Genomic DNA, 20,249 nt, shown 5'->3' with positions numbered 1-20,249 from the left:
TGCAAACGTCGCAGTATAACGGCGGCTGAACCGTTTCGCTCAGCCGCCATCGCTGAATCAGCCGTCGAGTGAGCCGCCGGCCAACGCGCACAGCTGGATTGGGTCCAGGATGTGGATTTCCTTGCCTTCAGCGGCGATCAGCTCGTTTTGCTGGAAGCGCGTGAACACCCGGGACACGGTTTCCACCGCCAGACCCAGATAATTGCCGATTTCGTTGCGCGACATGCTCAAGCGGAACTGGTTGGCCGAAAAACCCCGGGCACGGAAACGGGCCGAGAGGTTGACCAGGAACGTGGCGATGCGCTCGTCTGCGGTTTTCTTCGACAGCAGCAGCATCATTTGTTGATCGTCGCGGATTTCGCGGCTCATCACGCGCATTAGCTGGCGGCGCAGCTGCGGCAATTGCACCGACAATTCGTCGAGGCGATCGAACGGGATTTCGCACACCGAGGTGGTTTCCATGGCTTGTGCCGAAACCGGGTATTTTTCGGTGTCCATGCCCGACAGGCCGACCAGTTCGCTCGGCAAGTGGAAACCGGTAAGTTGCTCTTCGCCGCCATCGCTCAGGCTGAAGGTCTTCAGGGCGCCGGAGCGGACTGCATAAACGGAATCGAACGTGTCGCCCTGGCGAAACAGGAACTCGCCTTTTTTCAACGGGCGGCCACGTTTAACGATGTCGTCCAGCGCATCCATGTCTTCCAGATTCAGGGAAAGTGGGAGGCACAGAGGTGCCAGGCTGCAATCCTTGCAATGGGCCTGGTTATGAGCGCGCAGCTTAACTGGCTCGGACATTTCTTCAATCCTTGTGGGAAAAAACACACATAAGACGTAAGGGTAACTCACGAGAGGACATTCAAGCCAGTCCGCGGCGATTTTGCCGCAGGTGTTAAATCACTCGCGAAAATCGCTGGCGGTTTTGCTGCTCCAGATACGCGTCGAACACCATGCACACCGAGCGCACCAGCAATCGCCCAGCGGGAAGCACGTTGATCCTGTCGTTATCGAGTTCGATCAAGCCGTCCTTGGCCATGGCTTGCAGCTGCGGCCAGAGTTCGCCGAAGTAGCCACGAAAATCAATGTTGAACGACCGCTCTATGTCGGAAAACTCCAGGTTGAACGTGCAGATCAGTTGCTGGATGACGGCGCGGCGTACACGGTCATCGGCATTGCACACCAGGCCGCGATTGGTGGCCAGTTGAGAAGAGGCGAGGGCGTTCTGGTACTGATTGAGATCGCTGCTGTTCTGGCAGTACAGGTCGCCGATCTGACTGATGGCCGAGACGCCCAGGCCAATCAAATCGCAGTGACCGTGGGTGGTATAGCCCTGAAAGTTGCGTTGCAGGGTCGATTCTTCCTGGGCAATCGCCAGCTCGTCGTCGGGCAGGGCGAAGTGATCCATGCCGATGTAGCGATAACCGGCAGCGGTCAGTTGTTCGATCGTGCGCTGCAGCATTTCCAGCTTCTGTGCCGGTGTCGGCAGTTCGTCACTGTTGATTCGCCGTTGTGGCATGAAGCGTTCGGGCAAATGCGCGTAGTTGAATACTGAGAGACGATCGGGCTGCAGTGCGATGACTTCTTCAACGGTACGGGCAAAGTTTTCCGGCGTCTGCTTCGGCAAGCCGTAAATCAGGTCGATGTTGATCGAGCGAAACAGCAGAGTGCGCGCCGCGTCGATGACCGCGCGGGTCTCTTCCAGGCTTTGCAGGCGATTCACCGCTCGCTGCACGGCGGGATCGAGGTCTTGCACGCCAATGCTGACGCGGTTGAAGCCCAATTCGCGCAGCAGTCCCATGGTGGACCAGTCGGCTTCGCGCGGGTCGATTTCAATCCCGTAGTCACCGGAATCGTCGTCCAGCAAATTGAAGTATTTGCGCAGGTGCGCCATCAATTGGCGCAGCTCGTCATGACTGAGAAAAGTCGGCGTGCCGCCGCCGAAGTGCAATTGCTCGACCTTTTGCGCCGGGTCGAGGTGACACGCAATCAGCTGGATTTCCTGCTCCAGACGCTGCAAATAAGGCTGGGCTCGCCCGCGATCCTTGGTGATGACTTTGTTGCAGGCGCAGTAGTAGCAGATGTTTGCGCAAAACGGCACGTGCACATACACCGACAAGGGGCGCAGGGCTTTGCGGCTTTCGCGCAGTGCATGGAACAGGTCGAACGTACCGACCAGCCCGTCGAATTGCACAGCGGTCGGATAAGAGGTGTAGCGCGGTCCCGCCAGGTCATAACGGCGGATCAGATCGGTGTCCCAACGAATGGCGTCGAGCATCATGCGGGCATTCCCCCGGATAGGCTGGCAGTGTTGGCGAGTCTAGGGGGCGAGGCGTTGGGGCATCTTGATTTGCATCAAGGTCGGGGATGTGAGTCGCAGGTGATGGCCCCATCGCGAGCAAGCTCGGCTCCCACAGGAATTTTTGTACGGGGAACACCGACCTTTAGCAGCTGTCGATGCTGCAGGGTCAGTGGCCCATGAGCCAGTGCTGATGCGGTCCGGGCAACGTCCACAGGCCGAACAGTATCACCAGTAATCCGCCGGTCATGCGCACGCTGCGTTTACGTAACAGTGCCGTTACCCGTTCGGCTGCCAGCCCCGTGGCGAGCAGTACGGGCCAGGTGCCGAGCCCGAACGCGAGCATCAGCAATGCACTGTCCAGCGCATTGCCCTGGCTCGCCGCCCACAACAGCGTGCTGTAAACCAGACCGCACGGCAGCCAGCCCCACAGCGCGCCCAGCAGCAATGCCCGGGGCAGGCTCGACACCGGCAGCAGTTTGTTGGCAACCGGCTGGATATGCCGCCACAGGCCGCGACCGAGGCTTTCAATGCGTGTCAGCCCGCTCCACCAGCCCGCCAGGTACAGCCCCATGGCGATCAGCAACAACCCGGCAATGACCCGCATGAACATCGCCGCCGGACTGTTGGCGACTGCCCAGCCCGCCAGGCCGATGAGCAAGCCGGCCGTTGCGTAGCTGAGGATGCGTCCGAGGTTATACGCCAGCAACAGCCGGAAGCGTCGGCTGCGTTGCTCCTTGGGAATGGCCAGGGTCAACGCGCCCATCAGGCCGCCACACATGCCCAGGCAATGCCCGCCACCGAGCAGACCCAGAATGACCGCAGACACCAGCAGTGGCGCCAAATCAAGCATGGGGCGGTGCCTTGTCTTCCGGTTTGGCCGGGTGGCCGCTGATTTCGTCGACGGCAGCCTGGTGCTTAGGGTCCTGGTCGTCGAACAAAATACTGTGGGCCGGGCCGTCGAGGTCGTCGTACTGACCGCTGTCGACTGCCCAGAAGAAGATGTAAATCGCGATGCCCACGATCAGCAGCGCGGCCGGGATCATCACGTATAAGGCTGGCATGGGTTCAACTCCATGCCCGCGCGGCTCAGGCCGGCAGCGGGCGGGTTTCTGGCGTGGCACGGACGGTCGGCGTACTCGGCAGGCGAGTCAGGCGCAACGCGTTCAGCACCACGGTCAACGAACTGATGGACATGCCGATCGCGGCCCATACCGGCGTGATCCAGCCGAGGGCGGCGAACGGCAACATGAGGCCATTGTACAACCCGGACCACAATAGATTCTCGATGATCACCCGACGGGTTCGCCGAGCGAGGCTGAAGGCCTGTACCAGGGCATCCAGACGGTTCGACAGCAGCACCGCATCCGCGCTGGTTTTTGCCAGATCGGTCGCCGATCCCATGGCGACGCTGATGTCCGCCGCAGCGAGTACCGGCACATCGTTGACCCCGTCTCCGAGCATCAACACTTTGCGGCCTTCCTTGTGCAGTTGTCGCAGGACTTGAAGTTTGTCGTCCGGCCGCAAGCCGCCACGGGCTTCATCGATGCCCAGTTCGGCGGCAACGCTGGCGACCATGGGCGAGCTGTCGCCGGACAGCAACAGCGTGCGCCAGCCACGGGCCTTGCACGCGGCCAGCAACGCCGGGGCGTCGGCGCGCAAGCGGTCGTCGAGTACAAACCAGGCCAAAGGACCGTGACGGTCGCCGAGCAATAGCCATTGGCCGGCTTCATCGGGCATGACGGGTACGGCGGCGCCACTGAGTTCACACACAAATCCCGGCTGGCCGATGCGCAGGCGCTGTTCACCCACCAGGCCTTCGAGGCCAAGTCCCGGCGTGCTGTGCACCTCTTCGGCAGCCAGCGGTGCCCGGCCAAAAGCTCGGGCGATCGGGTGTTCGGAGCGGTTTTCCAGCGCGGCGGCCAGGCCCAGGCATTGATCGCTGTCGAGTGGGCCGAGGGGGCGGATCGACCGCAACGCCAGGCGACCTTCAGTCAGGGTGCCGGTCTTGTCGAAGATCACCGTGTCGATCTGGTTCAAGCCTTCCAGCACGTGGCCGCGCGTCAACAGCAGGCCCAGTTTGTGCAGTGTGCCGGTGGCGGCGGTGAGCGCAGTTGGCGTTGCCAGCGAGAGGGCGCACGGGCAGGTCGCGACGAGCATCGCCAAGACAATCCAGAACGCCCGCGACGGATCGAGCTCCCACCACACCAGGCCGATGACGGCGACGGCAATCAGCGACAACAACAGAAACCATTGCGCGGCACGGTCGGCAATTTCTGCCAGACGCGGTTTTTCGGCCTGGGCGCGGTCCAGCAGTCGGACGATGGCGGAGAGGCGCGTGTCCTGGCCCAGCGCCAGGACTTGAACCGTCAACGCGCCTTCGACGTTCAGCGTGCCAGCCGTCACCGCATCGCCCTGGGTGCGTGGCTGTGGCAGGTATTCGCCGGTCAGCAGGGACTCGTCGACACTCGACTGACCATCGAGAATCTTGCCATCGGCCGGCAGGATCGCTCCGGGATGCACCAGAACCTGATCGCCGACCCGTAGTTCACTGAGCAGGATGCGCTCGCTTTGGCCGTCGGCGCTGAGCCTCAGGCAGGAGGCGGGCAGCAGGTTCACGAGTTGAGCGGTGGCCGCGGCCGTGCGTTCTCGGGCGCGCCGCTCCAGATAGCGTCCGGCCAGCAGGAACAGGGCGAACATGCCGACCGCATCAAAATACAGTTCACCGACGCCGGTTATGGAGGTCCAGATCCCGGCAAGGTAGGCGCTGCCGATGGCCAGGGAGACCGAGACGTCCATGGTCAGGTGGCGGGTCCGCAGGTCGCGCATGGCGCCCTTGAAGAACGGCGCGCAGCTGTAGAACACGATCGGTGTGGTGAGGAACAACGCGACCCAGCGCAGGATGGTGTGCAACTCGGGGCTGAGGTCGATGTTGAATTCCGGCCAGGTGGCCATGGTCGCCATCATCGCCTGGAACCACAGCAGACCGGCGACGCCAAGTTGGCGCAAGGCCAGGCGATTTTCGCTGGCCAGTTGTTCGCTGGCGCGGTCGGCTTGATAGGGGTGGGCGGCGTAACCGATGTGGCGCAATTCACTGAGCACCTGGCTCAGCGGCAGTTGTGCATCGGCCCAGCGTACATGCAGGCGATGGTTCGACAGGTTGAGACGGGCTTCGGCGACGGCTGGCAGGGCGCGCAGGTGTTTCTCGATCAGCCAGCCGCACGCCGCGCAGCTGATGCCTTCCATCAGCAGGGTGGTTTCGGCTAGATCGCCGTCATGGCGCACGAAAGGTTTTTGCACGTCGGCGCGATCGTAGAGCGCCAGTTCATCGACCAGTTGCACCGGCAAGGCTTCGGGGTTGGCCGAGGCTTCGCTGCGATGCTGGTAATAGCTTTCCAGTCCCCCGGCTACGATAGCTTCGGCCACGGCCTGGCAACCCGGGCAGCAGAACTCGCGGGTTTCCCCGAGGACGGCAGCGGTGAAGCGGCTGCCGGCCGGGACGGGCAGGGCGCAGTGGTAGCAGGACAGTTGGGTGGTCATCTAAGTGGCCATGAAAACAATAGTGTTAAAACCGGGCCAGGTTCTGTGGCGAGGGGATTCATCCCCGTTCGGCTGCGAAGCAGTCGTAAAACCTGTGCGCAAACATAAGGCTGGAAGAATGCAGGGGGCCGCTTCGCAGCCCAACGGGGATAAATCCCCTCGCCACAGTGGGTGTTTACTTCTTCAGGTCTTCGGCGCCCTGTAGCGGCTCATCGCCCAGCAGCAGGTCCTTGTCATGGCTGACCTGTTCTTCCTCGAACATGCGCCAGGTTGTTCCATCCTGCACGCCCAGCAGCTCCACAAAACGACGACCCTCAACCTTGTCGTTCACCTGGCCAATGTAGCGGCCTTGTTCGGTGTCGCTTTGGGTCAGGGTGATCTTGCGGTCTTTCTCTGGCTGGGTCGGGGAGATCAGGTTGAGTTCCAGGGTTTTCGGCTGGCTGTTACCGCTCAGGTGCAGGTCGACTTCACCGGTGACGCCATCCAGATGGACCTTGGCTTGCAGTTGCAGGGTCTGCGCCAGCAGCTCACGGTCCAGGGAACGGTTGATGCCCTTGCCGGCCTCGTAGTAGTTGTCGTTGACCAGGTTGTCCGGGTTATTCACCGCAATGGTCACCATGGACAGGGTCAACGTCACCGAGCAGGCCAGGATGGCGATGATGATCCACGGCCAAAGGTGCTTGTACCAAGGACTTGCGGCGTTTGTTGCGGGCATGTTCATTTCTCTCAACGAATTTGTGGGCCGATGAATCGGCTCTTGGCTTCAACGTGGACGCTGTCGTCATCGGCATCCTTGAGGATGAATTTCACCTCGTTGGTGCTCGATGGCAGTTGTTCCGGCGCGCTCGACAGTTCCACCGGCTGGCTGAAAATCTCGCCAGCGGCGACTTTGATCTCACGCTTGCCTTGCAATTTGAGGTCCGGCAGACCGGTAGCTTCCAGCACATACGTGTGGTCGCGCTGGTCCTTGTTCATGATCTTCAGGCTGTAAACGTTTTCGATCCGGCCTTCGGCGTTCTCGCGGTACAGCACGCGGTCCTTGCTGACGTCGAAGCCCACCAGTGAACGCATGAAGAACGCGCCGATCAACAAGCTGATCATCGCCAGCAGCACCACGGCATAGCCGATCAGGCGCGGGCGCAGTTTATGGGTTTTCTGGCCGGACAGGTTGTGCTCGGTGGTGTAGCTGATCAGGCCGCGCGGATAGTCCATTTTGTCCATGATGCTGTCGCAGGCATCGATGCAGGCGGCACAGCCAATGCATTCGATCTGCAGGCCGTCGCGAATGTCGATGCCGGTCGGGCACACCTGGACGCACATGGTGCAATCGATGCAATCGCCCAGACCCTGGGCCTTGTAGTCGATGCCTTTCTTGCGTGGGCCACGGGCTTCGCCTCGACGCGGGTCGTAGGACACGATCAGGGTGTCCTTGTCGAACATCACGCTCTGGAACCGAGCATACGGGCACATGTAGATGCACACCTGCTCGCGCAACCAGCCGGCGTTGCCGTAGGTGGCAAGGGTGAAGAAGCCCACCCAGAAATACGACCAGCCATCAGCCTGGCCGGTGAAGAAATCGATGACCAGTTCGCGGATCGGCGAGAAGTAACCGACAAAGGTCATGCCGGTGACGAAACCGATCAACAGCCACATCGCGTGCTTGCTGAATTTGCGCATGAACTTGTTGGCGCTCATCGGCGCCTTGTCGAGCTTGATGCGCTGGTTGCGGTCGCCTTCGGTGACCTTCTCGCACCACATGAAAATCCAGGTCCAGACGCTTTGCGGGCAGGTATAGCCGCACCAGACGCGCCCGGCGTACACGGTAATGAAGAACAGGCCGAACGCGCTGACGATCAGAATCCCCGACAGCAGAATGAAGTCCTGAGGCCAGAAGGTTGCGCCGAAGATAAAGAATTTACGTTCCGGCAGGTTCCACCAGACGGCCTGATGGCCCGACCAGTTCAGCCAGACCGTCCCGAAGTACAACAGGAACAACAAGGCACCGCCCATCATCCGCAGGTTGCGGAACAGTCCGGTGAAAGCGCGTGTGTAGATCTTTTCTCGAGAGGCGTAGAGGTCGACGCTGTTGTTCGCGTTCTTGGTAGGCGGTGTGACGTCGTGTACCGGAATCTGGTTGCTCATCATTGCATCCCACGGCAGTGGAAAAATGCCGCGGTCAGTGCATGCCGACCGCGGTCAAAAAGAGGTGTTGCAGTGGCGCAATGATACGCCTGTCGCTCTAGGGCGAGGGTGCGACCTTTGGTCGCGTTGGGGAAAAATCATGAATGGTGTAGCAGATGTAACAAAACATGATGCAGGTCAATTGACTATAGCCGAACGTTCCTGGGCAGCGTTCAAGGCAGATATCCTCGGCCCAGGCTATCGATACCGCCCGAACCGCCAACACCCCCGGTACTGCGCGGAGGTTTGCTGGGGGTGCGCTGTTCGGCAGCAAAGCTGGCGCGACGATTTGTCGGTGTTGCGGCTGTACTTTCTTCTACTGGCGAAACATCCGCGACCACGGTGGCTTCGTCGGTCGAAACGGGATCTGCGGTATTGCAGATTTGAGTGTCGACGTCGTGTTGATCAGTCATGTGATGAACTCCTTGTTTATTGATGAGGTGCTTCCTTGTCCATGACTACTCCGCTTGGCAGAAAGTATCTGTCGGTCGGTCGTCAGGAGATTTCAAGCTACCGAAGTCTCCCGGCCAGGCCTACTGAAGAAAGGTTTCAGTTTATGAGGCTTTTAATTCATCAGGCTTAATGCAAAACGGCCCCGCCAATTCACATTGGCGGGGCCGTTTTTTATTGCATCAAGCGTTACTGAGCGTCTGCCGCCGGTGCTTTCTCGCCGTGAGACAAGCTGTAGACGTAAGCGGCCAGCAGGTGAACCTTGTCGTTACCTTGCAGCTGTTCCTGCGCAGGCATCTGGCCCTGACGGCCATAACGGATGGTCTGCTGCAGCTGAGCGAAGCTCGAGCCGTAGATGAACGCGCCCGGGTGAGTCAGGTCAGGTGCGCCCATCGCCGGGGTGCCTTTACCTGCCGGACCGTGGCACGCCACGCAGTTGCCAGCGAAGAGCTTCTGGCCGGCAGCCGGATCGGCCTTGGTGCCTTCCGGCAGCTTGCGACCATCGAGGTTGGTCAGTACGAACGCAGCCACGTCCGCAACGCCTTGCTCGCCGATCACTTCAGCCCACGCCGGCATCACGGCGTGACGACCGCCCATGATGGTGGTCTTGATGGTTTCCGGTTCGCCGCCCCAGCGCCAGTCGGCGTCGGTCAGGTTAGGGAAGCCATAAGCGCCTTTGGCGTCGGAACCGTGGCAGACCGAGCAGTTGGAGGCGAACAAACGGCCACCCATCTTCAGGGCTTGCGGGTCCTTGGCGACTTCTTCAATCGGCATGGAGGCGAATTTGGCGAAGATCGGACCGAACCTGGCGTCCGACTTGGCCATTTCCTTTTCCCACTCGTGAACGCCAGTCCAGCCGGTCTGGCCGTTGGCGAACGCGGTCTGCTTCTCGTTATCGAGGTAGTTGTACCCCGGCAACAGGCCTTTCCAGTTACCCAGGCCCGGGTACAGCACCAGATAACCCAACGCGAAGATGATGGTGCCCACGAACAGCATGAACCACCATTTCGGCAGTGGGTTGTCGTACTCCTCGATCCCGTCGAAGGAGTGGCCAACCGTTTCTTCCGTCTGCTCGGCGCGCTGACCCTTGCGGGTGGACAGCAGCAGCCAGGTCAGGGCGAAGATGGTGCCGAGACTGAGGACTGTGACGTACAGACTCCAGAACGTAGTCATCCTTTGTTACTCCTAGAAGCTTGCTCGACGTGCTTGATGGCTTCGGGATCATCCGCGAAAGGCAGCAAGGTCGCGTCTTCAAACTCCGACTTGCGCTTGGGGCTGAATACCCATAACGCCAGACCGATGAAGGCCACCATTACAACAACGGTGCCCAGGCCACGAATCATCCCGATATCCATCTAAATCACCGTTTGCTTTTGATGATGGTGCCCAGGCCTTGCAGATAGGCCACCAGCGCGTCCATTTCGGTTTTGCCCTTCACAGCATCCTTGGCGCCGGCGATGTCTTCGTCGGTGTAAGGGACGCCGAGCGTGCGCAAGACTTCCATTTTCTTGGCGGTGTCTTTGCCGTCGAGCTTGTTTTCCACGAGGAACGGGTAAGCCGGCATTTTCGACTCAGGCACTACGTTGCGCGGGTTGTACAAATGCGCACGCTGCCAGTCATCGGAGTAACGACCGCCAACACGGGCCAGGTCCGGACCGGTACGCTTGGAACCCCACAGGAACGGGTGGTCCCAGACACTTTCACCGGCGACCGAGTAGTGGCCGTAGCGTTCGGTTTCAGCACGGAACGGGCGGATCATCTGCGAGTGGCAGCCGACACAACCGTTGGCGATATAGACGTCGCGTCCTTCCAGCTCAAGGGCGGTACGAGGCTTCATGCCTTCGACCGGCTTGTTGGTGACATCCTGGAAAAACAGCGGAACGATCTGGGTCAGGCCGCCGATGCTGACGGCGATAACCATGAAGAAGGCCAGCAGGCCAATATTCTTCTCGACTGCTTCATGCTTCATCAGTGAGCTCCAACTACAGCAATCTGTGCGGCGGCTTCGGCTTCAGCCGGGTTCGAGGCACGTACGGTACGCCATACGTTGTAAGCCATGAACAGCATGCCGCTGGCGAAGAACGCACCGCCCAGGGCGCGGACGATGAAACCAGGGTGGCTGGCTTGCAGCGCTTCGACGAACGAGTAGGTGAGGGTGCCGTCATCGTTGATTGCACGCCACATCAGACCCTGGGTGATGCCGTTGACCCACATCGAAGCGATGTACAGAACGGTACCGATGGTCGCGAGCCAGAAGTGCGTGTTGATCAGGCCGATGCTGTGCATCTGCGCGCGACCGAACAGTTTCGGGATCATGTGGTAGATGGCGCCGATCGAGATCATCGCAACCCAGCCCAAAGCACCGGCGTGTACGTGGCCGATGGTCCAGTCGGTGTAGTGCGACAGCGAGTTGACGGTCTTGATGGCCATCATCGGGCCTTCGAAGGTCGACATGCCGTAGAAGGCCAGGGACACCACGAGGAAGCGCAGGATCGGGTCGGTGCGCAGCTTATGCCAGGCGCCCGACAGGGTCATCATGCCGTTGATCATGCCGCCCCAGCTCGGAGCCAGCAGGATGATCGACATCGCCATGCCCAGGGACTGAGCCCAGTCCGGCAGTGCGGTGTAGTGCAGGTGGTGCGGACCGGCCCAGATGTACAGGGTGATCAGCGCCCAGAAGTGCACGATCGACAGGCGATAGGAGTAGATCGGACGTTCGGCCTGCTTCGGAACGAAGTAGTACATCATCCCCAGGAAGCCGGTGGTCAGGAAGAAACCTACCGCGTTGTGGCCGTACCACCACTGGATCATGGCGTCCGTCGCACCCGAGTAAGCCGAGTAGGACTTGAAGAAGCTGACCGGCAGGGAGGCGTGGTTGACGATATGCAGCATCGCCGTCACGACGATGAAGGCACCGTAGAACCAGTTACCCACATAGATGTGCTTGGTCTTGCGCTTGACGATGGTGCCGAAGAACACGAGCGCATAAACAATCCAGACGACTGCCAGCAGAATAGCCAGTGGCCATTCCAGTTCGGCGTATTCCTTGGTGGTGGTGTAACCCAGCGGCAAGGTAACGATTGCGCCGATGATCACCGCTTGCCATCCCCAGAAGTGGAAGGCCGCGAGGCTGTCGGAAATCAGTCGCGTTTGGCAGGTTCGCTGCACGACGTAATAAGAAGTGGCAAACAGTGCACATCCACCGAAGGCGAAAATCACCAGGTTGGTGTGCAGCGGGCGCAGGCGTCCAAAGCTCGTCCATGCCAGACCGAAGTTCAATTCCGGCCAGACCAGTTGCGAGGCGATGAAGACACCGAGCCCCATGCCAAGGATCCCCCAGACCACCGTCATGATGGCGAACTGGCGGACTACCTTATAGTTATAAGCAGTCGGACTGATTGCTGTGCTCATTCTAAGGTTCCACGGTTTGGGTGTTTTATTAGGAGTAAAAATCGGCCGCAAGTATGTAGAAAGCGGGGGGTCATTGCAACGCGCCATGACTTGGGTCAATGCTTTCAAAAGCTGATTCTGCGGCCTTTCCATGCGCTGCGTAAGGACAAAATTGCCCACGGGCAAAATGTCGGAGCGGACGAATCAGGTGAGGGGGTCAGGTCAGATGTAACGGGGTGTGTTCAAACGCAACGATCAGGTGACAAGAGGCAATGTGCGCGACAGCCGGTATCTACCAGCCTTTGCGGCCTGTCATCGAGCAAATTCGTTAAACGCATCACGTCGGGTCGACCTGGAACCGGCTCATGCCAGCCCGCATCGGAGGAAGCTTAGACCCGAATCCGGGGAACCGAAAGGCGGACCAAGGGAGGGTGCGACACTTGGTCGCAAAGGGGCAGGGAACTGCCGCATCCGGGTGAATGCGGCAGTAGAGCGGTCGAGAGTTATTCGCGTTTGCCTTCAGCTTGCAAGCGTTCGGTGTTCAGACCTTGGGACAGGCTGTACACATAGGCCGCCAGCAGTTGCACTTTATCGTTACCGAGCAACTCGTTCTGCGCCGGCATATGGCCCTGGCGACCATGGCGAATGGTCTGTTGCAGTTGCGCCAGGCTCGTGCCGTAGATGAAGCTTGCTGGATGGGTCAGGTTCGGCGCGCCCATAGCCTGGGTGCCCTGACCATTTGCCCCGTGACAAGCCACACACGTGGTGCTGAACGCCTGCTGCCCGGCCTGCAAATCAGCCGTGCTGTCTTCAGGCAACGGCAAGCCGGCCAGTTCGTGTCGCACATACGCCGCCACGTTCTTTACGCCTGCTTCGCCGAGGATTTCGCCCCAGGCCGGCATCGCCGCCATGCGACCGCCCATGATGGTGGTCTTGATCATCTCGGCGTCGCCGCCCCAGCGCCAGTCACTGTCCGCCAGGTTAGGAAAACCGAACGCGCCCTTGGCATCCGAGCCGTGGCAAACCGAGCAGTTGGAGGCAAACAGGCGGCCGCCCATTTTCAGCGCTTGCGGGTCTTTAGCGACTTCTTCCAGGGGCATTGCCGAGAATTTGGCGTAGATCGGACCAAACTTCGCATCAGCCTTGGCCATCTCCTTTTCCCATTCGTGCACACCGGTCCAGCCATCTTCATAGCCGGGCAGGACGCCTTTCCAGTTGCCCAGGCCGGGGTACAGCACCAGGTAACCCACGGCAAACACCAGGGTGCCGGCGAACAGCATGAACCACCACTGCGGCAAGGGGTTGTCGTACTCCTCGATGCCGTCAAAGCTGTGGCCCATGGTCTGGTCCACGCTGCCCTTGGTTTCACCCTTGCGGGTGCCGATCAGCAGCCAGGTCAGGCCGATCAGGCTGCCAATGGTCAGTACGCAGATCCACGTACTCCAGAAGGTGGTCATGGCCGGGTACTCCTTGTTGTTGCAGGTTCTGGGGTCTTGTCAGGTTGCGGCTCGTCGGCGAACGGCAGCATGCGGGCTTCGGCAAATGCCTTGCTGCGCTTGCTGTTGAACACCCACAGCGTCAGGCCGATGAAGGCCATAAACACCACGACCGTGCCCAGGCCGCGGATCATTCCAGTGCTCATTACGCTCAGTATTTCAAAGGGCATGGCCATGGCTCACCTCTTGCTCTTGATGGCAGTGCCGAGCACTTGCAGGTAGGCGACCAGGGCGTCCATTTCGGTCTTGCCCTTGAGCGATTCCGTGGCCCCGGCGATGTCCTCGTCGGTGTACGGCACGCCAAGGGTGCGCATGGTGCGGATCTTGGTTTCGGTGTGACTGCTGTCGAGCTGATTGGCCACCAGCCATGGGTAGGCCGGCATTTTCGATTCCGGCACCACGTTGCGCGGGTTGTACAAGTGCGCGCGGTGCCAGTCTTCGGAGTAGCGACCGCCAACCCGTGCGAGGTCCGGACCGGTGCGCTTGGAGCCCCACAGGAACGGGTGGTCCCAGACGCTTTCGCCGGCCACCGAGTAGTGCCCGTAGCGTTCGGTCTCGGCGCGAAACGGCCGGATCATCTGCGAATGACAACCCACACACCCTTCACGGATGTAAATGTCGCGACCTTCCAGCTGCAGCGCGGTGTAGGGCTTCATGCCTTCCACCGGTTTATTGGTCACGTCCTGAAAGAACAGCGGGACGATCTGGGTCAGGCCCCCGATGCTCACAGCAAGGACCATCAGCAACATCAGCAGGCCGACGTTTTTTTCGATTGTTTCGTGTTTCATGGCGGACTCCTCAGGCCATCTGCGCGGCAGCGGCAACGTCGGCAGGCTGCGAGGCCCGCACGGTGCGCCAGGTGTTGTAAGCCATCAGCAACATGCCGCTGAAGAAGATCGCACCGCCTATCAGACGCACGACGAAGCCTGGGTGGCTGGCCACCAGGGTTTCGACGAAGGAGTAGGTCAGCGTGCCGTCTTCATTGATTGCGCGCCACATGAGGCCCTGGGCGATGCCGTTGACCCACATCGAAGCGATGTAGAGCACGGTGCCGATGGTCGCGAGCCAGAAGTGCGCGTTGATCAGGCCGATGCTGTGCATCTGCGGCCGGCCGAAGATTTTCGGGATCATGTGGTACAGCGCGCCGATGGAAATCATCGCTACCCAGCCGAGGGCGCCGGCGTGTACGTGGCCGATGGTCCAGTCGGTGTAGTGGGAGAGGGCGTTGACGGTCTTGATCGCCATCATCGGACCTTCAAAGGTCGACATGCCGTAGAACGCCAGCGACACCACCAGGAAACGCAGGATCGGGTCGCTGCGCAACTTATGCCAGGCGCCCGAGAGCGTCATCATCCCGTTGATCATCCCGCCCCAGCTCGGTGCCAGCAGGATCAGCGACATCACCATGCCCAGGGACTGTGCCCAGTCCGGCAGCGCGGTGTAGTGCAAATGGTGCGGACCGGCCCAGATGTACAGGGTGATCAACGCCCAGAAGTGCACGATCGACAGGCGATAGGAGTACACCGGACGCTCGGCCTGTTTCGGCACGAAGTAATACATCATCCCGAGGAAACCGGCGGTGAGGAAAAAGCCCACGGCGTTGTGGCCGTACCACCATTGCACCATCGCATCGGTCGCGCCGGCATACGCCGAGTAGGACTTGGTGAAGCTCACCGGCAACTCGGCGTTGTTGACGATGTGCAGAATCGCCACGGTGATGATGAACGCACCGAAGAACCAGTTACCCACATAAATGTGCTTGGTTTTGCGCTTGACCAGGGTACCGAAGAACACGATGGCGTAGGCGACCCAGACGATGGTGATCAGGATGTCGATCGGCCATTCCAGCTCGGCGTATTCCTTGGAACTGGTGTAACCCAGCGGCAGGCTGATGGCCGCCAACAGGATCACCAGCTGCCAGCCCCAGAAACAGAACGCAGCAATCTTCGGGGCGAACAGTTGCGTCTGGCAGGTGCGTTGCACCGAATAGAACGAACTGGCGAACAGGGCGCAACCGCCGAATGCGAAGATCACCGCATTGGTGTGCAAAGGACGCAGGCGACCGAAGCTGGTCCACGGCAAATTGAAGTTGAGTTCAGGCCAGACCAACTGGGCAGCGAGAAAAACCCCGAGCCCCATGCCGACGATGCCCCACACCACCGTCATAATGGCGAATTGGCGGACCACCTTGTAGTTGTAGGCGGTACTGATAGAAGTGTTCATGGTTCCCCATCCACGGTTCAGCCGAAGTGAGCGCGCTGGCAAACAGCAACGCGTCCTTCGCCTGGAGTTATAGGCAGACTAAAAGCGAGGCAAGCATGGACAAAGAGCACAAGGCCAGTATTGACGGGGATCAATGGGCGCAGTGCCTGCGTGAAAAGGGATGGTTGTGGAATGCGGCCGTTACGCCGGCCTCGGCGACCTTGATTCTGGCCCATGGCGCGGGTGCACCGATGGACAGCACCTGGATGAACGACATGGCTGCACGCCTCGCGGCTCAAGGCATCAACGTTGTGCGCTTCGAGTTTCCGTACATGGCGCAGCGTCGCCTCGATGGGGGTAAACGCCCACCCAATCCGGCCCCCAAGCTGCTGGAATGCTGGCGCGAGGTGTATGCCCTGGTGCGACGCCATGTCGCTGGGCCGCTGGCCATTGGCGGCAAGTCCATGGGCGGACGCATGGCGAGTTTATTGGCGGATGAACTGGGCGCGGATGCGCTGGTGTGTCTGGGGTATCCGTTTTATGCCGTGGGCAAACCGGAGAAACCGCGGGTCGAGCATTTGGCGGGATTGAAAACGCCGACGCTGATCGTGCAGGGCGAACGGGATGCACTGGGAAACCGCGAGGCAGTTGAAGGGTATGAGCTGTCACCGAACATCGAAGTGTTCTGGCTGGCGGCGGGGGATCATGATTTGAAGCCGTTGAAGGCTTCGGGGTTTACCCATGAGCAGCATTTGGCGGCGGCTGTTATGAAAGTCGTCAACTATTTGTCTTGAGTTTTAAGTTGTTAGGTAATTGCTCAGGTGTGTATGAGTGGTCATTAGTTATGCAGCTTTTTTTTCAGTTCGGCGGGTTAAGTAAATGTATTCAGTTGGAAGTTTGTATGGCACAAATGGTTGGTTTATAGCTTTCACAAACCGCTCAAATTCTTAATTTTAATTTATTGGATGTCGCTATAAAAACTTGAGTTTGAGTATTGCTCCATGTCTAATTCTCTTTCTCGAGCGAACGTTTTCAGGTGCGCGGGGTAGACCCTGAAAGTCAGGGTGGGTGAAGTATTTTTCGATTTTTAGTTAGGGGTCGATTGGTGTGAGAATTGAACAGAGTTATTTTCTGGGGGAGCGATCGCTCTCTACTGATGGAATAGCTTCCGCTATGTCCGCGAAACTGTTGAGTTCCGTGAATACGGATACTGAGTTTTCTCTGCGTACGGTCCAATTGCCAGAAAATAAAAAAGCGAACGCAAGTGGGGGCGTCAGCTTCAAAGATGCCAAGCTCTTAGATAAAGACAGTGGAGGAGCATTGTTTACTCGGGATGCGAAATTCGTAGAGTTCGAGGGGGATGTGTATCGGGTGAAAAATCCTTTCTACAGTAACTATGTTGCTGCTGAGGAGGTGATCATGGGGAGTTTATTTAGAATGATGGGGTTGGGCGCTCCTGCGATGTTGCTCTGTAACGGTTGTGAAGATTTTTTTTCATTTGGCAAGAAAACGCGAGCGGATTTTTCTGAATTCTCTGACGTCTCCGGCTTCGCCTGCGTCGCCTCGCAGCTAGAACCGAGCTATAAGGATCTTGGCGCTTTTTTACTTGATACAAGCGTGATGGAGCGGCTCATAGTAAAAGCTGAAACTCATACGTCATCTTTTGTTCAGGAGGAAAAACTCCAAAGTTATAAAAAACTTGTTGAAACCCATGAAGCTGCTGATAGCAGGTTGAATGATATTTACACAAAATACCCTGGTAATAGTCATCGTAATTTACCGGGTGTTTTGGCTGAGGTCAGAAAGGAAAACCGTATAAAATTTGATGTGCTGGAGGCTTTGAATAAATACCTGCCGACAGAACTTGTTGTCGAGCAGCAGAAACATTTTTTCGCGTCCAGGCTTATCAATAATTGGGATTTTCTTAATTTTTCTTTTTGTAATTTTGGATATTTTCTACCCGAAGGGAACGAAGAGTTACAGTTCAAGGGTATGACCGTGGACTTCGGCGGGTCGGGCACGTTAGGATTTGGGGGGCTCTCGAAGAATGAAAGCTTCGATCGGGCGATCAAAGGGGCTCGCCCAGAAAATCCTCTCGAATCCACCAGTTTGTTTGAACGATCGGATTCAACGTTTGCTAGTGAGCTTCCGCGTTCGCTGGCGGGTATAAGTACAATACCTAGAAGCCGCCCACTTTTGTCGACTATTACGGATTTTGTAAAGCAGGAGGCGGAGCTGTATGAAACAAAAGGATTGCCTCTGTTTGAAAAAAGCTTCTCGCCGGCTTTAGAGATAGCCTATCGGCTGTCTGTTTTGCCTGATGAAGCAGTAGAGAAATTTCTGGCCGAGAAATGGGTAATGGGGGCCGCCGATTTCCCTTACAGAGATAACGATGAGAAGAACAATATAAATTCCGCTAAAATCACTGCAATAATGAAAGGCCGGAAAGAAGCTTTTGTCGGGTATTTCGGGGTGGAGGTGATCAGGCGATGGGAGCAGCAGAACATATTGCAAGCTGCGCAAATCAGGTCTGAAGTCGAGACAGGTCTAATTGGTTTGATTGAAGGTTATAAAATCAAGCCGCTTTCGATTCAAAGTCAGTCTATCTGATGGGGCTTAAGCCAGGCATATGTGGTGTTAGGATGTGTTATTAGCCAGGGATAGTCGCCGTGAAAATCTGTTAGCAGCTATTTAAAAGCCCAATGCTATGCATTGGGCGTTTTATTATTCAAAACATCTGGTTTTTCTTGCTGTTTACCGATTAAACCGCTCAACCAGCGAATACTGTGTACTGGCCGTCTTCGTCAGCTCCTCACTCAACAACGCCGAGTGCTGAGCCTGTTCAGAAGTCTGATCCGCCAGCAACGAAATATTGCTGATATTGCGACTGATCTCCTCAGCCACAGCGCTCTGCTCTTCAGTCGCTGCCGCAATCTGTGTGGTCATGTCGGTAATATTCGCCACCGCCTCACTGATCCCCACCAACGCCTGATCCGCTTCCAGTACCCGCGCAACCCCTTCCTCAGCCTGACGATGCCCGGCCTCCATGGTCTGCACCGCCGTACTGGCCGTCTGCTGAAGCTTGGCAATCAACGCATGAATCTGCCCGGTCGACTCGCTGGTGCGTTGCGCCAGTTGACGCACTTCATCCGCCACCACCGCAAAGCCACGACCCATCTCACCGGCACGCGCCGCTTCAATCGCAGCGTTCAACGCCAACAGGTTCGTCTGGTCAGCGATGCCCTTGATCACATCCACCACACCGCCGATCTCGTCACTGTCCTTGGCCAGCTGAGTCACGGTCATCCCGGTTTCCCCAACCACCACCGACAAGCGCTGAATGGCATCACGGGTTTCCCCGGCAATATCACGACCACGACCAGTCAGGCGATTGGCTTCCTGCGTCGCATCCGCCGTGCGCTGCACATGGCTGGCGACTTCCTGAGTCGTCGCGGCCATCTGATTAACAGCGGTCGCCACTTGCTCGGTCTCAACCCGCTGACGCTCCAGCCCCGTCGAACTTTTATGCGCCAACGTGTCGGACTGCTTCGCCTGCTCGGTCAGATGCTCGGCTGTATCCTGCAAACGAGTCAGGCAGGTTTTCAGACGCGCTTCCTGACTCAGGATCGACATCTCCAGACGCGCCTGAGCCCCGCGACTGTCGGTGTACATCTGCGCAATCAACGGATCAGACGTGGTCTGCTCAGCCAGGCGCAACAGACGCTTGAGGCCGCGCTGCTGCCAGCTCAAGCCCATCAAACCCAACGGCACAGACAAACCGGCAGCGAGCGCAAAACCCCAATGAGAGTTGAGCGACGCGCCAATCATGAAGCTCACTTGGCTGATCAGAATGAACGGCACCCAATCCTGCAGAACCGGCAGCCACTTATCCGTGGACGGCACCGCCGACTTGCCCTGATTGATGCGCTGATACAGCGCCTCGGCACGGCGAATCTGCTCAGCCGTCGGCTTGACCCGCACCGACTCGAAACCCACCACCTGATTGCCGTCGAACACCGGCGTCACATAGGCGTTCACCCAATAGTGATCACCGTTGTGGCAACGGTTCTTGACGATCCCCATCCATGGGAGGCCTTGCTTCAGCGTGCTCCACATGTGTGCGAACACCGCCGCCGGCACGTCCGGGTGACGCACCAGGTTATGCGGCGCACGGATCAAGTCCTCGCGAGAAAACCCGCTGATCTCGACAAAAGCGTCGTTACAGTAAGTGATCACGCCCTTGGCATCGGTCGTGGAAATCAACCGCTGTTGAGCCGGGAAGGTCCGTTCGCGTTGGGTAATGGGCTGGTTGTTGCGCATGGCTTATTCGATCCGTGAGGCTTTGACAGGGTGTCGGCGCTGTTACGGATTTATTGAGTTTTATTTTTCAACCCTGGAATCCAGTTCACAGAAAAACCGGGCAAAGCCCTCGCGAAAACCCCAGGCAAAAAAACCGGGCAAAAACCCCAAGCAAAATCTCCAGGTAAAACCTCCAGCAAGACCCCAGGCAAAACTCCCTGTGGCGAGGGAGCTTGCTCCCGCTGGACTGCGCAGCAGTCCCAATCCCGCACCTGACTCAAAACCCGTGGGAGCAAGGGTACTGCGGGAGCAAGCAGTACTGTGGGAGCAAGGCTTGCCCGCGATGATGTAGTGGTCAACTAATCCCGGACACGACGTTAAGTTTTTCTTCGGCCCGGGCT

General features: G+C 58.5%; 20 protein-coding genes. 2 read left to right on the top strand and 18 right to left on the bottom strand.

Annotated elements, in window-relative coordinates:
- Window positions 1-57: 57 nt before the first annotated feature.
- From fnr to ccoN (AC3ZVB_RS26650), 16 genes are all read right to left on the bottom strand, one after another.
- Entirely contained in the window at window positions 58-792 is a 735-nt protein-coding gene (gene fnr, locus AC3ZVB_RS26725) for a fumarate/nitrate reduction transcriptional regulator Fnr (protein WP_162441065.1), read from the bottom strand.
- Between the two features lie 94 nt (window positions 793-886).
- The gene (gene hemN, locus AC3ZVB_RS26720; RefSeq protein WP_162441068.1) at window positions 887-2,269 is read right to left on the bottom strand and encodes an oxygen-independent coproporphyrinogen III oxidase; all 1,383 of its coding nucleotides are present in this window, start codon (window positions 2,267-2,269) and stop codon (window positions 887-889) included.
- A 190-nt stretch (window positions 2,270-2,459) separates the two neighbouring features.
- Window positions 2,460-3,143: a sulfite exporter TauE/SafE family protein gene (locus AC3ZVB_RS26715; RefSeq protein ID WP_490148211.1), complete on the bottom strand. Its 684-nt coding sequence runs from the start codon at window positions 3,141-3,143 to the stop codon at window positions 2,460-2,462.
- Complete coding sequence (gene ccoS / locus AC3ZVB_RS26710) at window positions 3,136-3,354, bottom strand: cbb3-type cytochrome oxidase assembly protein CcoS (RefSeq protein ID WP_162441067.1); 219 nt, start codon at window positions 3,352-3,354, stop codon at window positions 3,136-3,138. The genes AC3ZVB_RS26715 and ccoS overlap by 8 nt, the downstream gene beginning before the upstream one ends.
- 25 nt (window positions 3,355-3,379) lie before the next feature.
- Window positions 3,380-5,830 (bottom strand): heavy metal translocating P-type ATPase, encoded by a 2,451-nt coding sequence (locus AC3ZVB_RS26705; protein WP_490148210.1) that lies wholly within the window; start codon window positions 5,828-5,830, stop codon window positions 3,380-3,382.
- A gap of 175 nt (window positions 5,831-6,005) precedes the next feature.
- Entirely contained in the window at window positions 6,006-6,545 is a 540-nt protein-coding gene (locus AC3ZVB_RS26700; RefSeq protein WP_490148209.1) for a FixH family protein, read from the bottom strand.
- 11 nt (window positions 6,546-6,556) lie between these two features.
- Window positions 6,557-7,972 (bottom strand): cytochrome c oxidase accessory protein CcoG, encoded by a 1,416-nt coding sequence (gene ccoG / locus AC3ZVB_RS26695; RefSeq protein ID WP_162440836.1) that lies wholly within the window; start codon window positions 7,970-7,972, stop codon window positions 6,557-6,559.
- A gap of 212 nt (window positions 7,973-8,184) precedes the next feature.
- The gene (locus tag AC3ZVB_RS26690; protein WP_490148208.1) at window positions 8,185-8,424 is read right to left on the bottom strand and encodes a hypothetical protein; all 240 of its coding nucleotides are present in this window, start codon (window positions 8,422-8,424) and stop codon (window positions 8,185-8,187) included.
- Between the two features lie 226 nt (window positions 8,425-8,650).
- A complete protein-coding gene (gene ccoP, locus AC3ZVB_RS26685) occupies window positions 8,651-9,634 on the bottom strand; it encodes a cytochrome-c oxidase, cbb3-type subunit III (RefSeq protein ID WP_490148207.1) in 984 nt (327 codons plus the stop codon).
- The gene (locus tag AC3ZVB_RS26680) at window positions 9,631-9,816 is read right to left on the bottom strand and encodes a cbb3-type cytochrome oxidase subunit 3 (protein WP_490148206.1); all 186 of its coding nucleotides are present in this window, start codon (window positions 9,814-9,816) and stop codon (window positions 9,631-9,633) included. Before AC3ZVB_RS26680 ends, ccoP (AC3ZVB_RS26685) begins: the two co-directional genes overlap by 4 nt.
- A 5-nt stretch (window positions 9,817-9,821) precedes the next feature.
- Complete coding sequence (gene ccoO, locus AC3ZVB_RS26675) at window positions 9,822-10,430, bottom strand: cytochrome-c oxidase, cbb3-type subunit II (RefSeq protein ID WP_009042961.1); 609 nt, start codon at window positions 10,428-10,430, stop codon at window positions 9,822-9,824.
- Window positions 10,430-11,872 (bottom strand): cytochrome-c oxidase, cbb3-type subunit I, encoded by a 1,443-nt coding sequence (ccoN, locus tag AC3ZVB_RS26670; RefSeq protein WP_162440833.1) that lies wholly within the window; start codon window positions 11,870-11,872, stop codon window positions 10,430-10,432. Before ccoN (AC3ZVB_RS26670) ends, ccoO (AC3ZVB_RS26675) begins: the two co-directional genes overlap by 1 nt.
- A gap of 482 nt (window positions 11,873-12,354) precedes the next feature.
- A complete protein-coding gene (ccoP, locus tag AC3ZVB_RS26665; protein ID WP_162440832.1) occupies window positions 12,355-13,308 on the bottom strand; it encodes a cytochrome-c oxidase, cbb3-type subunit III in 954 nt (317 codons plus the stop codon).
- Entirely contained in the window at window positions 13,305-13,505 is a 201-nt protein-coding gene (locus tag AC3ZVB_RS26660; protein ID WP_162440840.1) for a cbb3-type cytochrome oxidase subunit 3, read from the bottom strand. The genes ccoP (AC3ZVB_RS26665) and AC3ZVB_RS26660 overlap by 4 nt, the downstream gene beginning before the upstream one ends.
- A gap of 21 nt (window positions 13,506-13,526) precedes the next feature.
- Window positions 13,527-14,135: a cytochrome-c oxidase, cbb3-type subunit II gene (gene ccoO, locus AC3ZVB_RS26655; RefSeq protein WP_162440831.1), complete on the bottom strand. Its 609-nt coding sequence runs from the start codon at window positions 14,133-14,135 to the stop codon at window positions 13,527-13,529.
- A 10-nt stretch (window positions 14,136-14,145) separates the two neighbouring features.
- Complete coding sequence (gene ccoN, locus AC3ZVB_RS26650; protein ID WP_162440830.1) at window positions 14,146-15,570, bottom strand: cytochrome-c oxidase, cbb3-type subunit I; 1,425 nt, start codon at window positions 15,568-15,570, stop codon at window positions 14,146-14,148.
- Window positions 15,571-15,665: 95 nt separating this feature from the next.
- Between ccoN (AC3ZVB_RS26650) and AC3ZVB_RS26645 the strand changes: the two genes are divergently transcribed.
- Both AC3ZVB_RS26645 and AC3ZVB_RS26640 read left to right on the top strand, forming a co-directional pair.
- Window positions 15,666-16,343: an alpha/beta family hydrolase gene (locus AC3ZVB_RS26645; protein ID WP_490148205.1), complete on the top strand. Its 678-nt coding sequence runs from the start codon at window positions 15,666-15,668 to the stop codon at window positions 16,341-16,343.
- Between the two features lie 379 nt (window positions 16,344-16,722).
- Window positions 16,723-18,159, top strand: a complete 1,437-nt coding sequence (locus tag AC3ZVB_RS26640; RefSeq protein ID WP_490148204.1) for a hypothetical protein — start codon at window positions 16,723-16,725, stop codon at window positions 18,157-18,159.
- Window positions 18,160-18,303: 144 nt separating this feature from the next.
- Here the strand turns inward: AC3ZVB_RS26640 and AC3ZVB_RS26635 are convergent, their stop codons facing one another.
- Window positions 18,304-19,869: a methyl-accepting chemotaxis protein gene (locus AC3ZVB_RS26635; RefSeq protein ID WP_490148203.1), complete on the bottom strand. Its 1,566-nt coding sequence runs from the start codon at window positions 19,867-19,869 to the stop codon at window positions 18,304-18,306.
- Between the two features lie 60 nt (window positions 19,870-19,929).
- A partial coding sequence (locus AC3ZVB_RS26630) for a hypothetical protein (RefSeq protein ID WP_490148202.1) occupies window positions 19,930-20,249 on the bottom strand: 320 nt, incomplete at its 5' end.

The sequence above is a fragment of the Pseudomonas sp. MDV22-iso1 genome (genome assembly GCF_058145095.1).
This window is presented reverse-complemented; position numbering and strand designations above follow the sequence as displayed.